Genomic DNA, 18940 nt, shown 5'->3' with positions numbered 1-18940 from the left:
GCGGATCAGCCTTGGGTCTGGTAAACGTAGGGCTTTTGCGACACGCTGGCTTCGTCGTATTCGCCCCAGATGCTGCGGTCCACGCGCTTGTCCCACAGCAGCGCGCGGCCGGCCTGCTGCTGCGCGTCCAGTTCGGGCTTCTCGACCTTGAGCTGGTTGATGAACTGGGTGATGTCGGACTGGTAGTCGGGGCGGCGAAAGAAGGACATGGCGTTGGTGCAGTCACTGTAGGGAGGCGGCGATTTTACCGGGCGCCGCCGCCCGGGCCGCCGCAGCGCCGGCGCGCTACAGTGCGGACCCCGACATCTGCCCGAGAAAGGCCCCTAATGAATACCCCCCGATGGAGCGCCCCGGCCGCCCGGGCGCTGCGCGCCGCCGGCCTGGCCTGCACGCTCGGCGTCCTCGCGGCCCTGCTCGCCGGCTGCGACCCGCAACGCATCAGCGAACTGGAGGAGGGCAGCTCCACCGAGGCCGACGTGCGCTCGCGCTTCGGCGAGCCCGAGCGCGTGTGGGACGAGCCCGGCGGCGCCCGCACCTTCGAATACAACCGCCAGCCGGCCGGCCACCAGAACTACATGATCACCATCGGCCCCGACGGCCGCATGAGCGCGCTGCGCCAGGTGCTGGCGCCGCACAACTTCGAGCAGATCGTGCCCGGCATGGCCATGGACGACGTGCGCCGGCGCCTGGGCAAGCCCATGAAGGCCATGACCTACGAGCGCAAGGGCGAAACCGCCTGGGACTGGCGCTGGAACGACGGCGGCAACCAGCCCATGATCTTCACCGTGTACTTCGACGGCCAGGGCCGGGTGCTGCGCAGCGGCAGCGCGCTGGAAATCCGCGAAGGAGGCCGGTAGCCCGGCCTGCAGCGGAGGGAACCGGTGGTGGCCGGTAGCGGAGACAGCAGGCTGGGTGCTGGCCTTTCATTCCGCGCCACCGCCGGGCTGGCGCATTGTTTGCATGCGCTCCCCGTGTTGGAGTAGCCTGTGACAACCATCCGCCCCGCCATGCCCGAAGCCCCCTTGCCACCCCCTGCGCCCCCGGCCCCGCCGCCGCCCTCACCGCCGCTGTACCCCATGGGATCGCTGCGCCATGGGCATTACGAAGACGTGCAGGCGCTCTTCGCCGGCACGCTGTTCGTGGCCATGGCGCTCATGCTGTTCGGCCAGGCGGGGCTGCTCATCGGCAGCACGGCGGGCATCGCCTTCCTGCTGCACTACGTGACCGACATCTCGTTCGGCAAGCTGTTTTTTGCCATCAACCTGCCGTTCTACTGGTTCGCCTGGACCCGCATGGGGCGGGAGTTCACCATCAAGACGTTCCTGTCGGTGGCGCTGCTGTCGGTGCTGACGGAGTTGTTTCCCCACGTCATGCACGTGGACTACCTGAACCCGCTCTTCGCCGCCGTGCTGGGCGGGCTGCTGCTGGGCACCGGCTGCCTGTTCCTCGCGCGCCACAAATCCAGCCTGGGCGGCGCCACCATCGTCTCGCTGTACCTGCAGCAGCGCTATGGCATGCGCGCCGGCAAGGTGCAGATGGCGATCGATTGCACCGTGGTGCTGCTGGCGCTGGTCATCGTGCCCATCGAGCGCGTGGCGTATTCGGTGCTGGCGGTGGTGGTGATGAGCGGGTTTTTGTGGATCAGCCACCGGCCGGGGCGGTACGTGGGGCATTGAGCGCCAGCCTGTCACGCTTGCGACCGAGAGAAGCCCCCCCCCCCTCTTGGCCCACTCCATCGGCGAAGCAAGTTTTTTCCAAGTTTCGTGTGGTCCTCGCCATGGAGGCATGGCGGTATCAAGCCGCGGTTCCCCCCTGGGCACATGACGGTGACCCAAGCCGTAAGAAAGCCAAGAAATCCCCCTCATGCCGCCGTGTCAATTGCCTTTGTTGCTATATTTTTAATAGCATTCGAACTGAGCCCGTTGCTCTGTACGGGGCCGTTCACGCCGTGATCGCCCACGCCGCAGGCGGATCAGATCCCGGAATGAACCCTCCGGTGCCATCCCTCGAAAAAAAAGCCTGGGGCTTGCCAGCTCCAGGCTTTCTGTTCATGGCGAGAGTCCGTTCACTGCCAATGCGCGGCAACGACCTTCCATGGCCCATCCTGCGCCGCTGCCACGCCCTTGGCGTCGATGGCGGCAGGTGGAGCGAACTGCGCCATTGCTTCCGTCAGCAGTTGGGCCTGGCTGTCCAGTGATGCGGATGCACCATCCATCTGCACCGATTGGAACAACGGTTTCCACTGAATCGCTTCGAAAGAGTCCAAGGGTGCGATGCTCCAGTCGGTCGGCGCCACCGCGTCGATCGATGTCTCTCTCTCCTGCGGCTTCAGGGCCACGAAGTCCGCATCGTCCAAGCCAGTGAACGCGTAGGGCTTGTTGACGCCGGACATGGAAACGCCATCGTCGAACACATCAGGTTTTTCGCTGTTCAACTCCATCGAATCGGTGGCAATGGCATCCTTGTTCGCTTGCGTCGCCGCTGAGGCTGACAGTTGGGTTTCAATCGCTGAAAGATCCCATGTCGTGCCATCGGCGAACTGGAACCGCTGCACCGAGCTGTAAGGCGCACCGGGATCGTCCCCATAGAAGAACCCCTGGATGGTCACCTTGTCGGCCGTGCCGGCAATCGACACCTCCAGCGAATAGCCGCCGCGCACGGGGTTATGGACCTGGCGCAGGGCCAGGTCAGCGGCGGTCACGCCGTCCTTGAACTGCAGCACGCCGGGCTGGCCGTCGCGGACGCCGCTCTTGAAGGCAATGGTGTCCTGGCCGTCGCCCCGGCCGAAGCGGTAGGTGTTGGAGCCCGTGCCGCCCTCCAGCCAGTCGCGGCCCGCGCCGCCGTCGATTACATCGTCGCCCGCATCGCCATACAGCCCGTCGTCGCCATCCCCGCCCAGCAGCGTGTCGTTGCCGGCGGCGCCCCACAGGTTGTCGTTGCCCGAACCGCCACGAAGAGTGTCGGCTGCGTTGGTGCCGAAGAGGGTGTCGGCCGAGGCCGTGCCCGCGAATAACTGGGCCGTGATGGTGGCAATGTCCAACGCCGAGCCATCGGCGAACTGGAACCGCTGCACCGAACTGTAGGGTGCGTCGGGATCGTCGCCATAGAAGAACCCCTGGATGGTCACCTTGTCGGCCGTGCCGTTGATCGACACCTCCAGCGAATAACCGCCGTGCACGGTGTCATGGACCTGGCGCAGGGCCAGGTCAGCGGCGGTCACGCCGTCCTTGAACTGCAGCACGCCGGGCTGGCCGTCGCGGACGCCGCTCTTGAACGCGATGGTGTCCTGACCATCACCCTTGCCGAAGCGGTAGGTGTTGGCGCCAGCGCCGCCCTCCAGCCAGTCCCGGCCCGCACCTCCGTCCAGGGTGTCGTCGCCCGCATCACCGTACAACCCGTCGTCGCCATCCCCACCCAGCAGCGTGTCGTTGCCGGCACCGCCCCACAGGTTGTCGTTGCCCGAGCCGCCGTGCAACTGATCGTCGCCCGCATCCCCATGCAGAGCGTCGGCGCCCTCGCGGCCCATCAACACATCGTTGCCGTCACCGCCGCGCAGCGTGTCATTGCCAGCGCCGCCATCCAGTTGGTCGTCACCCGCGCCCGCCGCGAAGGCATCGTCGCCCGCGCCGCCCAGATAGAGATCGCTGCGTGCCGATCCTTCGGCCGCACCGGACAGGATCACGCCCAGCCCGCTCAACTCCCCACGCAACGCATCACCGGCCGGCAGGACTTCGACCCACTGCGACAACGTGCCCAGCCCGTCGAAGCCCACGGCGTTGAGCAGCTTGCCCTGGTAGCGGTTCAGTTCCACCAGATCGATCAGCCCCTCGCGCTCGCTGCCGGCCTTGCGGGCATCGAGCATCGCTGACAGCCCACTCGTATCGAAGCCCACTCCGTTTTCATCGACGGTCAGTTGCACGCTGTCCAGGTAGGGCTTGAGGCGCGTTTGCACGACCAGCGCGCCATAGACGCTTTCGCGCAGTTCGTCATAGCTTTGGTTGAGCAGGGCCACCTGCGGGGCGGACAGGGTGGCTGTATAGCGGCTGACGGGGTCTGCCGCAGCGCCCACGCCACCGCCACTGCCTGGGGCCCCCAAGCCGCCGCCGCCACCGCCACCACCGGAGCTGTTCGTGCTTGAAATCTGAATGAACTTGGTGCCGTTGAAGACCTCCAGCACATTCAGTTTTCTGAGCACGGCCTGACTCTCTGCCGCCGAAAGCTGTGTGGCATCCATCGAGATGCTCAACGTAGCCTGCGACGACCCAAACATCGGGTCCCGAGGTCCCGTCACCAAGCCGCCTTCGCTATACACCAGGTAATAAAAACCAATGTCGGTCACCCGCTTGCCCGAGGTATCGGCCCATTGCGTCAGCAGATCGTCCACGAGCGCCAACTGGGCATCTCGGGTGGCTCCCGCTGCGAAGGCCGCCACCTGGGTTTGCAGGCCCTGCGCCGCCCCGCCGGCCAAGCTCATCGCCTCGCGCAAATCACGCACCCATCCGCTGCCGCCCATCTGGGGCAAGGCCCCGGCGGTGGCCGTGACGGCGGGGTCATCAGAGAACTCGCGGTAGAAATTATTGGAAGCCAGCAGCAGGCTGCCGGTGACCTCGGCCACGCCGCTGACCCCGGTGGTGCCGTTGGTGCGGGTGAAGCTGCCGCTCAAGGGCTGGGTGTTGCCGTTGCCCAGGTTGACGTTGCTGGCGGTGCCCGCCACGCCGATGCGGGCGATGCCCAGATCGGCCAGGGTCTGCAGTTCGCCCGCCTGGGACACCCCATCCTGGTTGGCGTCCTTCCAGATGCGCAACTGGCTGTACACCGCATCGTTGGCGTCGATCACCTTGTCGCCGTTGCCATCTTCCGCAGCCAGGGCCTCGTAGCCGTTGGCATAGGTCTGCGCCCGGCCATCGCTGCCCACGGGTTTCAAGGTCTGGTCGCCGAAGAGTTCGCGCCCGGAGTCGATCAGGCCGTTGCCGTTGCGGTCCTTGATCCAGCCGGGGGCTTTGGTGCCGTCGCCCTCATGGGCTGCAAAGGTTTGAGTTGGCTTCCGGTTTTTTCGGCGAGCCAGATGACGGAGCTGTCTCGGTCCGCTCAGCGCACCCGCATGCCGGGCGTCGCGCCGGCCCAAGGTTCCAGCACGTGGATGCCGGGGTGGGCTTTTTCATCGCCATGGCTGGCGGCCAGCACCATCCCCTCGCTGATGCCGAACTTCATCTTGCGCGGGGCGAGGTTGGCCACCATCACGGTGAGCTTGCCGATCAGGTCGGCGGGCTGGTAGGCGCTGGCGATGCCGCTGAACACATTCCGGTGGCGGCCTTCGCCCACGTCGAGCGTCAGGCGCAGCAGCTTGGTCGAGCCTTCGACCGGCTCGCAGTTCACGATCTTCGCGATGCGCAGGTCGATCCTGGCGAAGTCGTCGATGGTGATGGTGGGCGCGATCTCCTCGCCGCCGGGCACGGTCTTTTCGGGCTCGGGCGCTGCGGGGGGCTCGAACAGGGCGTCGAGCTGCTTCACGTCCACGCGCTGCATCAGGTGCTGGTAGGCGCCGATGGCGTGGCCGGAGCCCAGCAGCGTCTTCGCGTCGGCGAAGGCGAGCGGCGCGACGTTCAGGAAGGCTTCGACCTGCGCGGCCAGGGCGGGCAGCACGGGCTTGAGGTAGATGGCGAGCACGCGGAAGGCCTCGATGCAGGTCGTGCACACGTCCTGCAGGCGCGCGTCCATGCCGTCCTGCTTGGCCAGTTCCCAGGGCTTGTTGGCGTCCACGTATTCGTTCACGCGGTCGGCCAGCAGCATCACCTCGCGCAGGGCGCGGGCGGTGTCGCGCTTTTCCAGGGCCTCGGCGATGGTGCCGCCCTGGGCCGCCAGCGTGGCGAGCAGGGCCTGGCCGTCGCCGCTCATGGCGCCCAGCTGGCCGCCGAAGCGCTTGGCGATGAAGCCGGCCGCGCGCGAGGCGATGTTGACGAACTTGCCGATCAGGTCGCTGTTGACCCGGGCCATGAAATCTTCGGGGTTGAAGTCGATGTCCTCGTTGCGGCCATTGAGCTTGGCGGCGATGTAGTAGCGCAGCCACTCGGGGTTCATCGACAGGCCCAGGTACTTGAGCGGGTCCAGGCCCGTGCCGCGGCTCTTGCTCATCTTCTCGCCGTTGTTCACGGTGAGAAAGCCGTGCACGCAGATCTTGTCGGGCGTCTTGCGGCCGCTGAACTTCAGCATGGCGGGCCAGAACAGGGTGTGAAAGGTGACGATGTCCTTGCCGATGAAGTGGTACTGCTCCAGCAGCGGGTCGGCCATGTAGGCCTCGTAGTCTTCGCCGCGCTGGTCCAGCAGGTTCTTGAGCGAGGCGAGGTAGCCCACGGGCGCGTCGAGCCACACGTAGAAGTATTTGCCGGGCGCATCGGGGATCTCGATGCCGAAGTAGGGCGCGTCGCGGCTGATGTCCCAGTCGCCCAGGCCCTCGCTGGTGCTGCCGTCCGGGTTGGTGCGCACGGTGAACCATTCCTTGACCTTGTTGGCCACCTCGGGCTGCACGTGCACGCCGTTCTGCGTCCATTCCTGCAAAAACTCCACGCAGCGCGGGTCGGAGAGCTTGAAGAAGAAATGCTCCGAGCTTTTCAGCACCGGCTTGGCGCCCGACAGCGCCGAGAAGGGGTGGATGAGGTCGGTGGGCGCATAGACGGCGCCGCAGTTCTCGCAGTTGTCGCCGTACTGGTCCTTGGCGTGGCACCGGGGGCATTCGCCCTTGATGAAGCGGTCGGGCAGGAACATGTTCTTTTCGGGGTCGAAGAACTGCTCGATGGTGCGCGTCTCGATGAGGCCGTTGGCCTTGAGGTCGCGGTAGATCTGCTGGGCGAGCGCGTGGTTTTCGGGCGCGTCGGTGTTGTGCCAGTTGTCGAACGCGATGTGAAAGCCGTCCAGGTAGGGCTTGCGGCCCGCGGCGATGTCGGCCACGAACTGCTGGGGCGTCTTGCCGGCCTTCTCGGCCGCGATCATGATCGGCGCGCCGTGGGCGTCGTCCGCGCCCACGAAGTTCACCTGGGCGCCCTGCATTCTTTGATACCGCACCCAGATGTCGGCCTGGATGTATTCCATGATGTGGCCGATGTGGAAGTTGCCGTTGGCATACGGCAGGGCGGTGGTGACGAAGATCTTGCGTGCGGTCATCGGGTGCGGGCGTTCGGGGTGGGCCGCGAAAAACGCGGACGAGCCGCGGATTTTAGGCGCTCGCCCCGGCCCGTGCGGCCCCGATGGCCCCGATGGCCTGTATGGCCCGCTGGGGCCTCACGGCCGCTCGCGCAGCGGGACCCGGGGCGCCAGCGGCTGCGGCCGGTACGCGGGCAGGAACCGGCACTCGCCGCCGAACGCCGCCTGCGCGCGGGGCACCGGTGGTCTCCGATGGGGGTGGGCTCAACCGGCAGGCGCCCGCAACGCGTTGCCTGCATCGGTCCAGCCGAAGAATCGGCAGATCTCGCTGCGGCGCGCCAGGGCGTCCGCGCGGCCCAGGGCCATGAGTTCGCGCGTGTAGCCGGCCTCGAACAGCAGGTAGCTGGCCAGCGCCGCGCCGCGCACGTCCTGCATGTTGGAGGTCACGCCCAGGCCGCCCAGCAGCGTTCGGATGGGGCGGGGCAGCTCGCCCACGTAGCGGGCCGCCACGGCATCCAGGCGCTGCGAAGGGGCGATCACCAGCAGCTCCAGCGGGCGCAGCGCACTGTGCGCGCGCACCTCGGGCGGAATCAGCGAAAGCGTCTGGTTGATGCGCTGGGCGCGCTCCACATCCACCGACAGGGCGTCCAGGAAGATGTTGGACAGCGTGTGCCCGGCGATCTGCGCGAGCGACGGGTAGGCCGGTGCATCGCTGTGCAGCGCCTCGCCCGCCGGCTCGTGCATGCGGCCCGCGCCCACCACCAGGATGCGTTCGGCCCCCAGGTGGATGGCCGGCGCGATCGGGGCGGACTGCCGCATCGAGCCGTCGCCGAAGTATTCGGTATGGCCGTCGATCCCCAGCGCCGTGGCGGGAAAGACGAACGGAATGGCCGACGACGCCAGCAGGTGGTCGTGCGTGATGCGGTCGCGTGTGGCCTTGCGCTGCGAGCGCACCCAGGGCTGCTGCGACTGAGCGGCCTCGAAGAAGGTCACGTGCTCGCCGGAGCTGTAGCTGGAGGCGGTGATGGCCAGCGCCTGCAGGTGCCCCTGGCGGATCAGCCGCGGTAGCCGCACCAGCGGCACCAGTTGCGTGAGCAGGCCGGTGAGCGGCGTGTTGTCCAGCAGCGAGCGCGGCCGCATGCGCCGCCAGCGCGCCAGCAGCCAGCCCAGCGACATGAGCGTGAGCCAGCCCGCGCCGCTGCGCATCACGCTCAGCGAATCGGCCCGGTACACCTGTTGCGCATGGAAGTTGCGCCACACGCGGGCGATGCGGCGCACGGCCCGGTCGAACTGGTCGGCTCCGCAGGCGAGGGCGGCCGCGTTGATGGCTCCGGCCGAAGTGCCGGTGATGATCGGAAACGGGTTGGGTTCGCGCCCCGCGCCGCACGCCATGCGCAGGTCGGAGATCGCCTCCAGCACGCCCACCTGATAGGCCGCGCGGGCCCCGCCGCCGGTCAGCACCAGGCCGATGGGGCGGGGCGTTACGGGCTTGGCAGCGGGGGCGGGGGCGGAAGGGGGCATGGGGGGCCTCGGCGGATCGGTGGTGGGATCGGTCGGCGGATCACTTTCCGGGGCCGATGTGGGATGCCTTCAGCAGCAGGGCGGCCAGTGCCTCCCCTTCCATCAGCGTGATGCGATGCTCGCGGGCATAGCCGCGGGCGTTGTCGCTCACGGTGCCCTGCATGGCGATGTAGGTGCTGGCGGGCACGTCCTGCGCGTGGGCTGCCGCCTGCAGGTCGCGCAGCGGCTCGATGCCATGCGTGGCGGCCTTCCAGCGGCGGGCGCTCACCAAGGCCACCTGGCCCGCTTTTTCCAGGCGGAAATCGGCCTGCAGTCCGGTGAGGCGGCGCACCGCGTAGCCCTCGGCCTGCCAGGCGCGCTCCAGGGCATCCGCAAAAGTACGCCAGGGCATCTGCGCCGCCTGGCCCAGCATGGCCTGCATCCGTGCGCTGCTGGGCGCGCGCCACTGGCGCCAGGCGGCCAGGCAGCCCACGCCGAAGATCGGCAGGGCGCCCACCGCGGCGTACGGGGCGATGTGCGAGGGCAGCAGGGCGCCGCACACCAGCGCGATCAAACCGGCCACCGACCAACTGATCCACCAGGGCGAACGCAGCAGGATCGCGAACAGGGAGTTGGGGGCCATCTTGAATTTCACGGGAATCCTTGTGCTGAGCGGGGTGCTTACGGTCGGGTGGGGCGGCAACGGCGCATTGTCCCCGCCCCCGCGGGGTTGGCGGATCAGGGAATAGACTACCGGCCCCCTCAAGGAGTTATTGGCATGGCAGTCACAGAACAGGCGCTGTTGGCGGCGCTCGCGAGCGTAAGCGATCCGCACACGGGCAAGGATTTCGTCAGTGCGCGGGCGGTGCGCAACGTGCGCATCGCCGGTGGCGACGTGGCGTTCGACGTCGAGCTGGGCTACCCGGCCAAAAGCCTGGTGCCCGAACTGGAGCGCCAGTTGACCGCCGCGGCGCAGTCCGTCGCCGGCGTGGAGCAGGTGGCGGTGCGCATCACCAGCCAGGTCGTCGCCCATGCGGTGCAGCGCGGCGTGCAGTTGCTGCCGCAGGTCAAGAACATCATCGCCGTGGCCTCGGGCAAGGGCGGCGTGGGCAAGAGCACCACCGCCGCCAACCTGGCCCTGGCGCTCGCGGCCGAAGGCGCCAGTGTCGGCGTGCTGGATGCCGACATCTACGGCCCCAGCCAGCCCATGATGCTCGGCATCGAGGGCAAGCCCGAAAGCGCCGACGGCAAGACCATGGAGCCGATGCGCAATCACGGCGTGCAGGTGATGTCGATCGGTTTCCTGATCGATGCCGACCAGGCCATGATCTGGCGCGGCCCCATGGCCACGCAGGCGCTGGAGCAACTGCTGCGGCAAACCAATTGGAAAGACCTGGACTACCTCATCGTGGACATGCCGCCCGGCACCGGCGACATCCAGCTCACGCTGAGCCAGCGCGTGCCCATCACCGGCGCGGTGATCGTCACCACGCCGCAGGACATCGCCCTGCTGGATGCCAAGAAGGGCATCAAGATGTTCGAGAAGGTGGGTGTGCCCATCCTCGGGATCGTCGAGAACATGGCGGTGCACGTGTGCAGCCAGTGCGGCCATGCCGAACACATCTTCGGCGAGGGCGGCGGCCAGCGCATGGCGGCCGAATACGGCATGGCCTACCTGGGCGCGCTGCCGCTGGACATGCAGATCCGCCTGCAGGCCGACACCGGCACCCCCACCGTGGTGGCCGATCCCGACGGCGAGGTGGCCCGCATCTACAAGAAGATGGCGCGCGACGTGGCGGTCAAGGTGGCGCAGCAGGCCAAGGATTTCTCGGCCAAATTCCCCACCATCTCCATCAGCAAGACCACCTGAACGCGCCGCCGCCGGGGCGCCGGCGACCCTCTCCTGCACCGCTGTCCTTGCTGTTGCCTGACAGCGCGAAAAAACATGACATATTGTGTGCCATGTGTCTTGACGTAGCTCAAGCATTGCGCTGAAACTGCTCATAGAACCCGCGCCAAGGGGGGCGCGAGGACGTCGAGAAGAGCACACCAGAGAGGAACGCATGTCATCCACGCAACCTGGTTTTCTGGACAAGGAACGCATCATTGCCGGCCCCGGCTTCAATCGCTGGCTCGTTCCTCCGGCGGCCTTGGCGATCCATCTGTGCATCGGCATGGCCTACGGGTTCTCGGTGTTCTGGCTGCCGCTGTCCAAGGCCCTTTCCACGGCCGGCACGGGCGCTGCCTGTCCCAAGGACATGAGCTTCTTCGCCGAGCTGTTCGCCTCCGGCTGCGACTGGCGCGTGGCCACCCTGGGCTGGATGTACACCCTGTTTTTCGTGTTCCTGGGCTGCTCGGCCGCCATCTGGGGCGGCTGGCTGGAGCGTGCCGGTCCGCGCAAGGCGGGTGTCGTGTCGGCTGTGTGCTGGTGCGGCGGCATGCTGCTGTCGGCGCTGGGCATCCACTTGCACCAGTTCTGGCTGATGATCCTGGGCTCGGGCGTCATCGGCGGCATCGGGCTGGGGCTGGGCTACATCTCGCCGGTGTCCACGCTCATCAAATGGTTTCCCGACCGGCGGGGCATGGCGACCGGCATGGCCATCATGGGCTTCGGCGGCGGCGCGATGATCGGCTCGCCCCTGGCGGTGGACCTGATGAAGCGGTTTTCCACCCCCACCGACGTGGGCGTGATGCAGACCTTCGTGGTGATGGCCCTCGTCTATTTCGTCTTCATGATGGCTGGCGCTCTCGGCTACCGCGTGCCCGCCACGGGCTGGAAGCCGGCCGGCTGGACGCCTCCTCCACCCAGCGCCAACACCATGATCACGCAGCGCCATGTGCACGTGAAGCGCGTGTGGGGCATTCCGCAGTTCTGGCTGGTGTGGGTCGTGCTGTGCATGAACGTGAGCGCGGGCATCGGCGTGATCGGCATGGCCTCGCCCATGCTGCAGGAGGTGTTTGGCGGCGCGCTCATCGGTGTGCCTCAGAAATTCGGCGAACTCGACAAGGCGCAGCTGGCGGCCATCGCGGCCGTGGCTGGCGGCTTCACCGCGCTGCTGTCGCTGTTCAACATCGGCGGCCGCTTCTTCTGGGCCAGCCTGTCGGACAAGCTGGGCCGCAAGATGACCTACGTGGTGTTCTTCGTGCTGGGTGGCCTGCTGTATGCCAGCATTCCCAGCTCGGCCGGGGCCGGCAGCAAGCTGCTGTTCGTGGGGGCGTTCTGCCTCATCCTCTCGATGTACGGCGGCGGCTTCGCCACGGTGCCGGCGTACCTCGCCGACCTGTTCGGCACGCAGTTCGTGGGCGCCATCCATGGCCGTCTGCTCACCGCCTGGGCCACGGCCGGCATCCTGGGCCCGGTGGTCGTCAACTACATGCGCGAGTACCAGCTCGGCCTGGGCCTGCCGCGCGAGCAGGTCTATAACCAGACCATGTACATCCTGGTGGGCATGCTGGTCATCGGCCTGATCGCCAACCTGTTGGTGCGCCCGCTGGCCGACAAATGGTTCATGAGCGATGAAGAACTGGCCCACGAGAAAAAGCTTGCGCACGAGAAATCGCTGGCGACCGAGGTGGGCTCTGGCACCGGGGCCGGCAGCACCACCAGCCTGGCGCTCGTGGCATTCGCCTGGGCCGCCGTGGGCCTTCCCCTGGCCTGGGGCATCTACAAGACCCTGGTGAGCGCGGCCAAGTTCTTCCAGTAAGGGCGGGGCGCCATGGTGCTGCCAGGCTCCCTTCACCGGCGGATCAATGCCGCCGCGGTCCGGTTCGCCGCCGAGCACGCAGGCAGTTTCACGCTGGAGCCACCGCAGGGCGGCGCGGCACAGGCGCCGCTACTGCGCTGCGCCGGGCGTCTGCTGAATGGCGACTTCTCGGTGGCTGACCGATTCACCGCGCACAGCGGCGTGCGTGCCACGGTGTTCGCCCGGCAGGGCAACGACTTCGTGCGCATCGCCACCTCGGTCCGCAAGCAGGACGGCGAGCGCGCGGTGGGCACGCTGCTCGACCGCTCCCACCCCGCTTATGCCAGCCTGCTGGCGGGGAGGGCCTATGCGGGCTACGCCACGGTATTCGGCCGCCAGAACATGACCCGCTACGACCCGGTGCGCGATGCGTCCGGCCAGGTCGTGGGCGTGCTTTACGTGGGCCTGGATGTGAGCGAGATTCCGGCCTTGAACCTGGCGGGCCGGCTGGCCCTGTCGGTGCTGGCGGTGCAATACGTCCTGTGGGCGCTGGCCTGGCTGGTGCTTCCGCCGCTGCCCGCTGCCTGGGTGGCGGTGGTGGCGGGGCTACCGCTGCTCGCGGCGGCGGTGGTCTACCGCACGGTGCATCGCGGCATTGCGCGGCCGGTGGCCCAGGGGCGCGCGGCGGCGCAGCGCATTGCGGCGGGCGACCTCACCACCCAGATGCACGTGGCCCGGCGCGACGAGGTGGGGCAGATGCTGCAGGCCATCAACGGCATCGGCGTGGGCTTGGCCGGGCTGGTGGGCAATGTGCGGCGGGGCGCGGACGGGTTGCGCCTGTCCACCAGCGAGATCGCGGCGGGCAACAGCGATCTGGCCACGCGCACCGAGCAGCAGGCCGGCGAGGTCAACAGCGCCGCCTCGGCGCTGGAGCAGCTCACGGCCACGGTGGGGCAGAATGCCGAGCACGCCCGGCGCGTCAACGGGCTCATGGGCTCGGTCTCGCAGGCCGCCGAGCAGAGCGGTGCGGCGGTGGACCGGGTCGTCGCCACCATGGGCGGCATCCGCGAGGGCGCGCACCGCATCCGCGACATCATCGGCATCATCGATGGCATCGCCTTCCAGACCAACATCCTGGCGCTGAATGCCGCGGTCGAGGCCGCCCGCGCGGGCGAGCAGGGCCGGGGCTTCGCGGTGGTGGCGGGCGAGGTGCGGGCGCTGGCCCAGCGCTCGGGCGATGCGGCGCGGGAGATCCGCGGCCTCATCGCCGCGTCGGTCGAGCGGGTGGACGCGGGCGGCGGCCTGGTGGACGATGCACGCCAGTCCATGCAGGGCATCGCCCACTCGATCGCCGAAGTCACGCGCCTGATCGAAGGCATTGCCGCAGCGAGCGGCCAGCAAAGCAGCGGCATCGACGGCATCCACCAGAGCGTCGCCCGCATCGAGCAGATGACCCAGCAGAATGCGGCGCTGGTGGAGGAGGCCGCGGCTGCCGCCCTGCGCATGCGCGAGCAGGCGGCGGCCCTGGCCGACGCGGCAGCCACCTTCAAAACGCCCTAGCATGGTGGCCGCTGCGGAACGCCGCGCGCGCGGCGGTGTCCAACCCGGTCGCGCTCTCGGGCGCCCACTCTGATCGCCGTTCGTTTCGCCTTGGAGCAGGAGACCACGATGACCGACAAGAAAATCGAGTTCTACAAAGGCCCGGCCGGTGGCTGGGGCGCGCTGCGCTCCGTCGGCCGCGCCCTTCAGTATCAGGACATTCCCCTCAAGGGGGCCAAGACCCTGCTGTCGGCCAACCAGCCCGACGGGTTCGACTGCCCCGGCTGCGCCTGGCCCGACCGCAACCATGCCTCCACCTTCGAGTTCTGCGAGAACGGCGCCAAGGCCGTGGCGGCCGAGGCCACGGCCCGCCGCGCGGGGCCGGAGCTTTTCGCCCAGCATTCGGTGGCGGCCCTGGCCGAGCAGAGCGACTTCTGGCTGGAAGACCAAGGCCGGCTCACCCACCCCATGGTGTACGACGCGGCCAGCGACCACTACGTGCCCATTGCCTGGGACGATGCCTTCGCGCTCATTGCCCGGCACCTGAACGCGCTGCCGAGCCCGAACGAGGCCATCTTCTACACCTCGGGCCGCGCCAGCAACGAGGCCGCCTTCCTGTACCAGCTGTTCGTGCGCGAATACGGCACCAACAATTTTCCCGACTGCTCCAACATGTGCCACGAGCCCAGCGGCAGCGCCATGCGCCCGCAGATCGGCGTGGGCAAGGGCACGGTCACGCTGCAGGACTTCGAGGAAGCCGACGCCATCTTCATCTTCGGGCAGAACCCCGGCACCAACCACCCGCGCATGCTGGGCGAGCTGCGTGCGGCCCACAAGCGCGGCGCGCAGATCGTGAGCTTCAACCCGCTGCGCGAACGCGGCCTGGAGCGCTTTCAAGACCCCCAGAACAAGATGGAAATGGCCACGCTGGGCTCCACGCCCATCAGCACGCACTACTTCCAGCTGCGTGTGGGGGGCGACCTGGCCCTGGTCAAGGGAATGATGAAGCACCTGATCGAGATCGAGGACCGCGACGGCGGCGTGCTCGACCATGCCTTCATCGCCGAGCACACCACCGGCATCGACGGCCTGCTGGCCGATCTGCGCGCCGAATCTTGGCCGCTGCTCGAAGAGGAGTCCGGCCTGCCCGAGGCGCAGATCCGCGCCGCGGCCGAGGTGTACCGCAACGCCCGGCGCGTGATTGCCTGCTGGGGCATGGGCATCACCCAGCACATGCACTCGGTCGCCACCATCCAGATGATCGTCAACTGGCTGCTGCTGCGAGGCAACATCGGCCGGCCCGGCGCGGGCCCGTGCCCCGTGCGCGGCCACAGCAACGTGCAGGGCGACCGCACCATGGGCATCTGGGAAAAGCCACCGGCCGCGCTGCTGGACAAGCTGCAGGAGGTGTTCGGCTTCGAGCCCCCGCGCGAGCCCGGCGTCGATACCGTGGAGGCCATCCAGGCCATGCTGGACGGCAAGGGGCGCGTGTTCTTCGCGCTGGGGGGCAACTTCGCCGCCGCCACGCCCGACACCTACGAGACCTGGAAGGCGCTGCGCCGCTGCGACCTGACGGTGCACGTGACCACCAAGCTCAACCGCAGCCACATCGTGCACGGGCGCGAGGCGCTCATCCTGCCGTGCCTGGGCCGCACCGAGATCGACATGCAGGCCGGCGGCCCGCAGGGCGTGACGGTGGAGGACTCGATGAGCATGGTGCACCTGTCCATGGGCATCAACCCGCCGGCCTCGGACCAGCTGCTGTCCGAGCCCGCCATCGTCGCGCGGCTGGCCGCGACGACGATCGGCGGGCGCAGCCGCACCCCGTGGCTGTGGCTCATCGAGGACTACGCCCGCATCCGCGACAAGATCGAAGCCGTGTTCGCCGACTTCAAGGACTTCAACCAGCGCGTGGCCGTGCCCGGCGGGTTCCGGCTGCGCAATACCGCCAGCGAGCGCGTCTGGGCCACGGCCGGCCGCAAGGCCAGCTTCGTCGCCCACCCGGTGCCGGTGGACACGCCCTCGCACCAGGCCCGCGCGCTGCGGCGCGACACCGTCGTGTTCACCCTGCTCACCACGCGCTCGCACGACCAGTACAACACCACCATCTACGGCCACGACGACCGCTACCGCGGCGTGTTCGGGCAGCGGCGCGTGGTGTTCATCCACGCAGAGGACATCCGCGCCCTGGGCCTGAAGGACGGCGACTGGGTGGACATCCAGACCGTGTGGAGCGACGGCCAGGAGCGCCGCGCCGACCGCTTCAAGCTCGTGGCCTACGACATTCCACGCGGCAACCTCGCCGCCTACTACCCCGAGACCAATCCGCTCGTGCCCCTGTCGTCGGTGGCGCTCAACGCGGGCACGCCCACCTCCAAGTCGATCCCCGTGGTGCTGGTGCCGCATGCGGCGGCGGATGCCAACGCGCTGGATGCCGCAGGCACCGCGGCCGCGCCGGAAACTGCGGCCGTGGCGGCCATTTGACGCCGCCCGTGCCGGTGGGCCATGACGGCGTTCTCTCGACCGCGCTGCTGTCGGCGCTGGCCGAACTGGACGACCCGCAGGGCGTCTCCATGCCGCGCCTGGCCAAGCACCTGGGCTTGCCCGGCAGCGCCGTGCTGCGCGGCCTGCACCTGCTGAGCGGCGCGGCCGTGGGCGGCCAGCCGGGCCCCGGCTGGGTGCGCGTGGCGCAGGACGACAGCCGCTGGCTGGCCTGGCTCACTGACGCCGGGCGCCAGCATCTGGCCGTCACGGAAAGGAAGGACGAAGCCGCCAGCACCGAGGGCCTGGACGACGAAGGCCGTTCCCTGCCCGCGCCGCTGGCGACCCGCAGCGTGCAGCGCCATCCCTCGGTGCCCGGCTCGGCCGCAGGCGCGTGGGAAGACGACGCCGTGGCCGCCGAAGTGCCGGTGGCCCTGGTGTTCAACGGCCTCTCGCATGCCGTGATGATGGCCACGCCCGCCGACCTGCACGCCTTCGCCCTCGGCTTCGCTTTGAGCGAGGGCCTCATCGATCAGCCCGCCGATTGCCACGGCATCGAGGTGCATGCGCTGCAGGCGCCCGCCGGGGTGCCGGCCGGCACGGCCACCGCGTGCGAGGTGCGGGTGGACATCACGGCACGCTGCTTCGCACGCCTGAAAGACAAGCGCCGCTCGCTCGCGGGCCGCACGGGTTGCGGCGTGTGCGGCATCGACAGCCTGCAGGCGCTGGATTTGGTGCCCGAACGCGTCACCGAACGCGCATGGGCCGGTGCGCTGCCGGCCGACGCGATATTGCGCGCTGTGGCTGCCATGCCCGCGCGGCAGTCGCTCAATGCCGCGGCCGGCGCCGTCCATGCCGCCGGCTGGGCCACGCCAGGCGGCGAGCTGACCGACCTGCTCGAAGACGTGGGGCGCCACAACGCCCTCGACAAGCTCATCGGCCAATTGGCCGCCCAGGGCCGGCTGGGGGAGGACGGCTTCGTCGTCATGTCCAGCCGGGCGAGCTACGAGCTGGTGCGCAAGTGCGCCCGGCTCGACATTCCCCTGCTGGCCGCCGTGTCGGCCCCGACCTCGCTGGCCATCGATCTGGCGCAGCAGGCCGGAATCACGCTGTGGGGGCTGTGCCGCCCGCCGCGGGCGGTGCGGTACGGGGGCGCGCAAGGGTCGGGCGAATGAGGGTCATGGGACCAGCCGACCGATCCGCTCGGCCGCCAGGGCGACATGCATTTGCAGGGCGGCAAGGCAAGGCCCGAATCCACCGCTGAAGCCTTCGGCCCCCCGCAGGCGTTGCACGAAATCCTGTGCCAGGGGCAGGGCCTGAAGCCAGGCCCGGGCGGAGACCTGTTGGCCCACGTTCAGCTCCAGCTTGCGCTGCGGAAGATCCCCGCCGGCCGTCGGTGCGAAGGCCATGGGCGTCATGTCGTAAGCGGGCGCCAGTTGATAAGGGCGGCCCTGCTCGGACATGAACGAAAGATTGCCGCTGTGCATGTCGGTATTGCCGATCAGGGTGCCGAAAGCCCAGAGCAGGCAGGCCCCCTCCAACGCTTCGGGCACGATGATCCGCTCGCGTGCCAAGGCCTGCGCGATCTCGGGCCATCGGCCACCATGGCCCACGAATTCCGCGTCCAGCGCCGCGAGAGTGTGCAGCGCGCGGCGACCGAGGCCCCCCACCCGGTCGAAGCGCTGCACTTCGAGAAACCGCTGCGTGCCATGATCGATGACACGGGTGAGCGATGCGGGGATTCCCGCGTCTCCCAGCACCTGCAGCGCGATGTGTTCCGCCAGCAGGAGGTCGCGCCAGCGCTCGCTCACCAAGGTCGGCAGCGAGGCGGAGAACTTGACGATGGTGTGCACGGCCGGCCCGGTTTCCGGTTGCACGTAGGCGGTGAATTTCGGTTGTTCGCCCGCTGCGGACGATCCCTGCAGTTCGCCGCGCGTTGCCGCTGCCGCAAGGTCCACGTAGGCCTGGGGTCTCCGGGCCGTTGGGATGGGCAACGGGGCTGGCGCATTGACGAACTGCTCGCGTGCCGCCGCACCCAAAAGAAGGTTACCCGGCAGGTCGTCTCCCTGAAGCAGCAGGGCGCGCAGCACATGGGTGTCTCCCCAGTCGCTCAATCGTTCAGGGAGCCCGAGACGTGCCCCGTGGCGCTGGTTGTAGGCACGCCCCAGATAACCCTGGGGGCGCATGTCGAAGATCCACCAGGGCAATCCATCGCTGTGGACGCGCTTGCCATCGGCTTGCACCATCACGAAGCCTTCGGGCGCCACCGGAATCAGTGTGCCCAGCGCTTGCAACTGGCCCTCGGCAGAGACGCGGTACACAGGGGCCTGCAGCTGTGCCCGGGCCGCATCCCGGAGTGCATATTGAATAGATCTTGCAGCCCCGATCTGCACCACTTCATCACCCAGCAACTTGAGGGCGCGCGATACCGTGGGCTGCCTGGCACCCAGGGATTCCATCAGGAAATGGGCTGTTTTTGGGCCCTGAAGAAGCCTCTTCTGGATTTGTGCGGAGTGACGCTCGGCTGCGGATGACATATCTCTCAGCGTATCCGGTTTGAATGGTTTTATGAATAGATAAATAAAACATTCCGCGCTGAT

General features: G+C 68.3%; 13 protein-coding genes. 7 read left to right on the top strand and 6 right to left on the bottom strand.

Annotated features, from left to right (window positions below):
* Positions 1-5: 5 nt before the first annotated feature.
* Complete coding sequence (locus M5C98_RS18990; RefSeq protein ID WP_272548996.1) at positions 6-209, bottom strand: DUF3460 family protein; 204 nt, start codon at positions 207-209, stop codon at positions 6-8.
* 117 nt (positions 210-326) lie between these two features.
* On the opposite strand from M5C98_RS18990, the gene M5C98_RS18985 reads away from it, so the two are divergent.
* Positions 327-857 (top strand): outer membrane protein assembly factor BamE, encoded by a 531-nt coding sequence (locus tag M5C98_RS18985; RefSeq protein WP_272548995.1) that lies wholly within the window; start codon positions 327-329, stop codon positions 855-857.
* Between the two features lie 150 nt (positions 858-1007).
* Positions 1008-1676 (top strand): YitT family protein, encoded by a 669-nt coding sequence (locus M5C98_RS18980; RefSeq protein WP_442867200.1) that lies wholly within the window; start codon positions 1008-1010, stop codon positions 1674-1676.
* A gap of 389 nt (positions 1677-2065) precedes the next feature.
* Here M5C98_RS18980 and M5C98_RS18975 read toward each other — a convergent pair whose 3' ends face one another.
* The 4 genes from M5C98_RS18975 to M5C98_RS18960 form a co-directional block, all read right to left on the bottom strand.
* Complete coding sequence (locus M5C98_RS18975; protein WP_272553344.1) at positions 2066-4915, bottom strand: calcium-binding protein; 2850 nt, start codon at positions 4913-4915, stop codon at positions 2066-2068.
* A gap of 173 nt (positions 4916-5088) precedes the next feature.
* Positions 5089-7158 carry a methionine--tRNA ligase gene (metG, locus tag M5C98_RS18970; protein ID WP_272548994.1) on the bottom strand — a complete coding sequence of 690 codons (2070 nt, stop codon included), beginning with the start codon at positions 7156-7158 and terminating at the stop codon, positions 5089-5091.
* A 243-nt stretch (positions 7159-7401) separates the two neighbouring features.
* On the bottom strand, positions 7402-8658 hold the full coding sequence (locus M5C98_RS18965; protein WP_272548993.1) for a patatin-like phospholipase family protein: 1257 nt from the start codon (positions 8656-8658) through the stop codon (positions 7402-7404).
* A gap of 40 nt (positions 8659-8698) precedes the next feature.
* On the bottom strand, positions 8699-9280 hold the full coding sequence (locus tag M5C98_RS18960; protein ID WP_272553343.1) for a restriction endonuclease: 582 nt from the start codon (positions 9278-9280) through the stop codon (positions 8699-8701).
* Between the two features lie 135 nt (positions 9281-9415).
* On the opposite strand from M5C98_RS18960, the gene apbC reads away from it, so the two are divergent.
* The 5 genes from apbC to fdhD all read left to right on the top strand — a co-directional run bounded on the left by apbC (position 9416) and on the right by fdhD (position 17515).
* A complete protein-coding gene (apbC, locus tag M5C98_RS18955; RefSeq protein WP_272548992.1) occupies positions 9416-10507 on the top strand; it encodes an iron-sulfur cluster carrier protein ApbC in 1092 nt (363 codons plus the stop codon).
* Positions 10508-10700: 193 nt separating this feature from the next.
* Entirely contained in the window at positions 10701-12341 is a 1641-nt protein-coding gene (locus M5C98_RS18950; protein ID WP_272548991.1) for an OFA family MFS transporter, read from the top strand.
* A 12-nt stretch (positions 12342-12353) separates the two neighbouring features.
* Positions 12354-13880 (top strand): methyl-accepting chemotaxis protein, encoded by a 1527-nt coding sequence (locus M5C98_RS18945; RefSeq protein WP_272548990.1) that lies wholly within the window; start codon positions 12354-12356, stop codon positions 13878-13880.
* Between the two features lie 108 nt (positions 13881-13988).
* Positions 13989-16343, top strand: coding sequence for an FdhF/YdeP family oxidoreductase (locus M5C98_RS18940; RefSeq protein WP_272548989.1), 2355 nt, complete (start codon positions 13989-13991; stop codon positions 16341-16343).
* The gene (gene fdhD / locus M5C98_RS18935) at positions 16340-17515 is read left to right on the top strand and encodes a formate dehydrogenase accessory sulfurtransferase FdhD (RefSeq protein WP_272548988.1); all 1176 of its coding nucleotides are present in this window, start codon (positions 16340-16342) and stop codon (positions 17513-17515) included. The genes M5C98_RS18940 and fdhD overlap by 4 nt, the downstream gene beginning before the upstream one ends.
* Before the next feature lie 3 nt (positions 17516-17518).
* Here fdhD and yjjJ read toward each other — a convergent pair whose 3' ends face one another.
* The gene (gene yjjJ / locus M5C98_RS18930; RefSeq protein ID WP_272548987.1) at positions 17519-18799 is read right to left on the bottom strand and encodes a type II toxin-antitoxin system HipA family toxin YjjJ; all 1281 of its coding nucleotides are present in this window, start codon (positions 18797-18799) and stop codon (positions 17519-17521) included.
* Positions 18800-18940 lie beyond the last annotated feature (141 nt).

Origin of the sequence: Acidovorax sp. NCPPB 3576 (assembly GCF_028473605.1) — a bacterium.
GTDB lineage: Bacteria > Pseudomonadota > Gammaproteobacteria > Burkholderiales > Burkholderiaceae_C > Paracidovorax.
This window is presented reverse-complemented; position numbering and strand designations above follow the sequence as displayed.

Bases quoted from the DNA above. Each gene is read 5' to 3' on its own strand.
- M5C98_RS18990 (WP_272548996.1), bottom strand. From the start codon at position 209: ATGTCCTTCTTTCGCCGCCCCGACTACCAGTCCGACATCACCCAGTTC.
- M5C98_RS18985 (WP_272548995.1), top strand. From the start codon at position 327: ATGAATACCCCCCGATGGAGCGCCCCGGCCGCCCGGGCGCTGCGCGCC.
- M5C98_RS18980 (WP_442867200.1), top strand. From the start codon at position 1,008: ATGCCCGAAGCCCCCTTGCCACCCCCTGCGCCCCCGGCCCCGCCGCCG.
- metG (WP_272548994.1), bottom strand. From the start codon at position 7,158: ATGACCGCACGCAAGATCTTCGTCACCACCGCCCTGCCGTATGCCAAC.
- M5C98_RS18965 (WP_272548993.1), bottom strand. From the start codon at position 8,658: ATGCCCCCTTCCGCCCCCGCCCCCGCTGCCAAGCCCGTAACGCCCCGC.
- M5C98_RS18960 (WP_272553343.1), bottom strand. From the start codon at position 9,280: ATGGCCCCCAACTCCCTGTTCGCGATCCTGCTGCGTTCGCCCTGGTGG.
- apbC (WP_272548992.1), top strand. From the start codon at position 9,416: ATGGCAGTCACAGAACAGGCGCTGTTGGCGGCGCTCGCGAGCGTAAGC.
- M5C98_RS18950 (WP_272548991.1), top strand. From the start codon at position 10,701: ATGTCATCCACGCAACCTGGTTTTCTGGACAAGGAACGCATCATTGCC.
- M5C98_RS18945 (WP_272548990.1), top strand. From the start codon at position 12,354: ATGGTGCTGCCAGGCTCCCTTCACCGGCGGATCAATGCCGCCGCGGTC.
- M5C98_RS18940 (WP_272548989.1), top strand. From the start codon at position 13,989: ATGACCGACAAGAAAATCGAGTTCTACAAAGGCCCGGCCGGTGGCTGG.
- yjjJ (WP_272548987.1), bottom strand. From the start codon at position 18,799: ATGGAATCCCTGGGTGCCAGGCAGCCCACGGTATCGCGCGCCCTCAAG.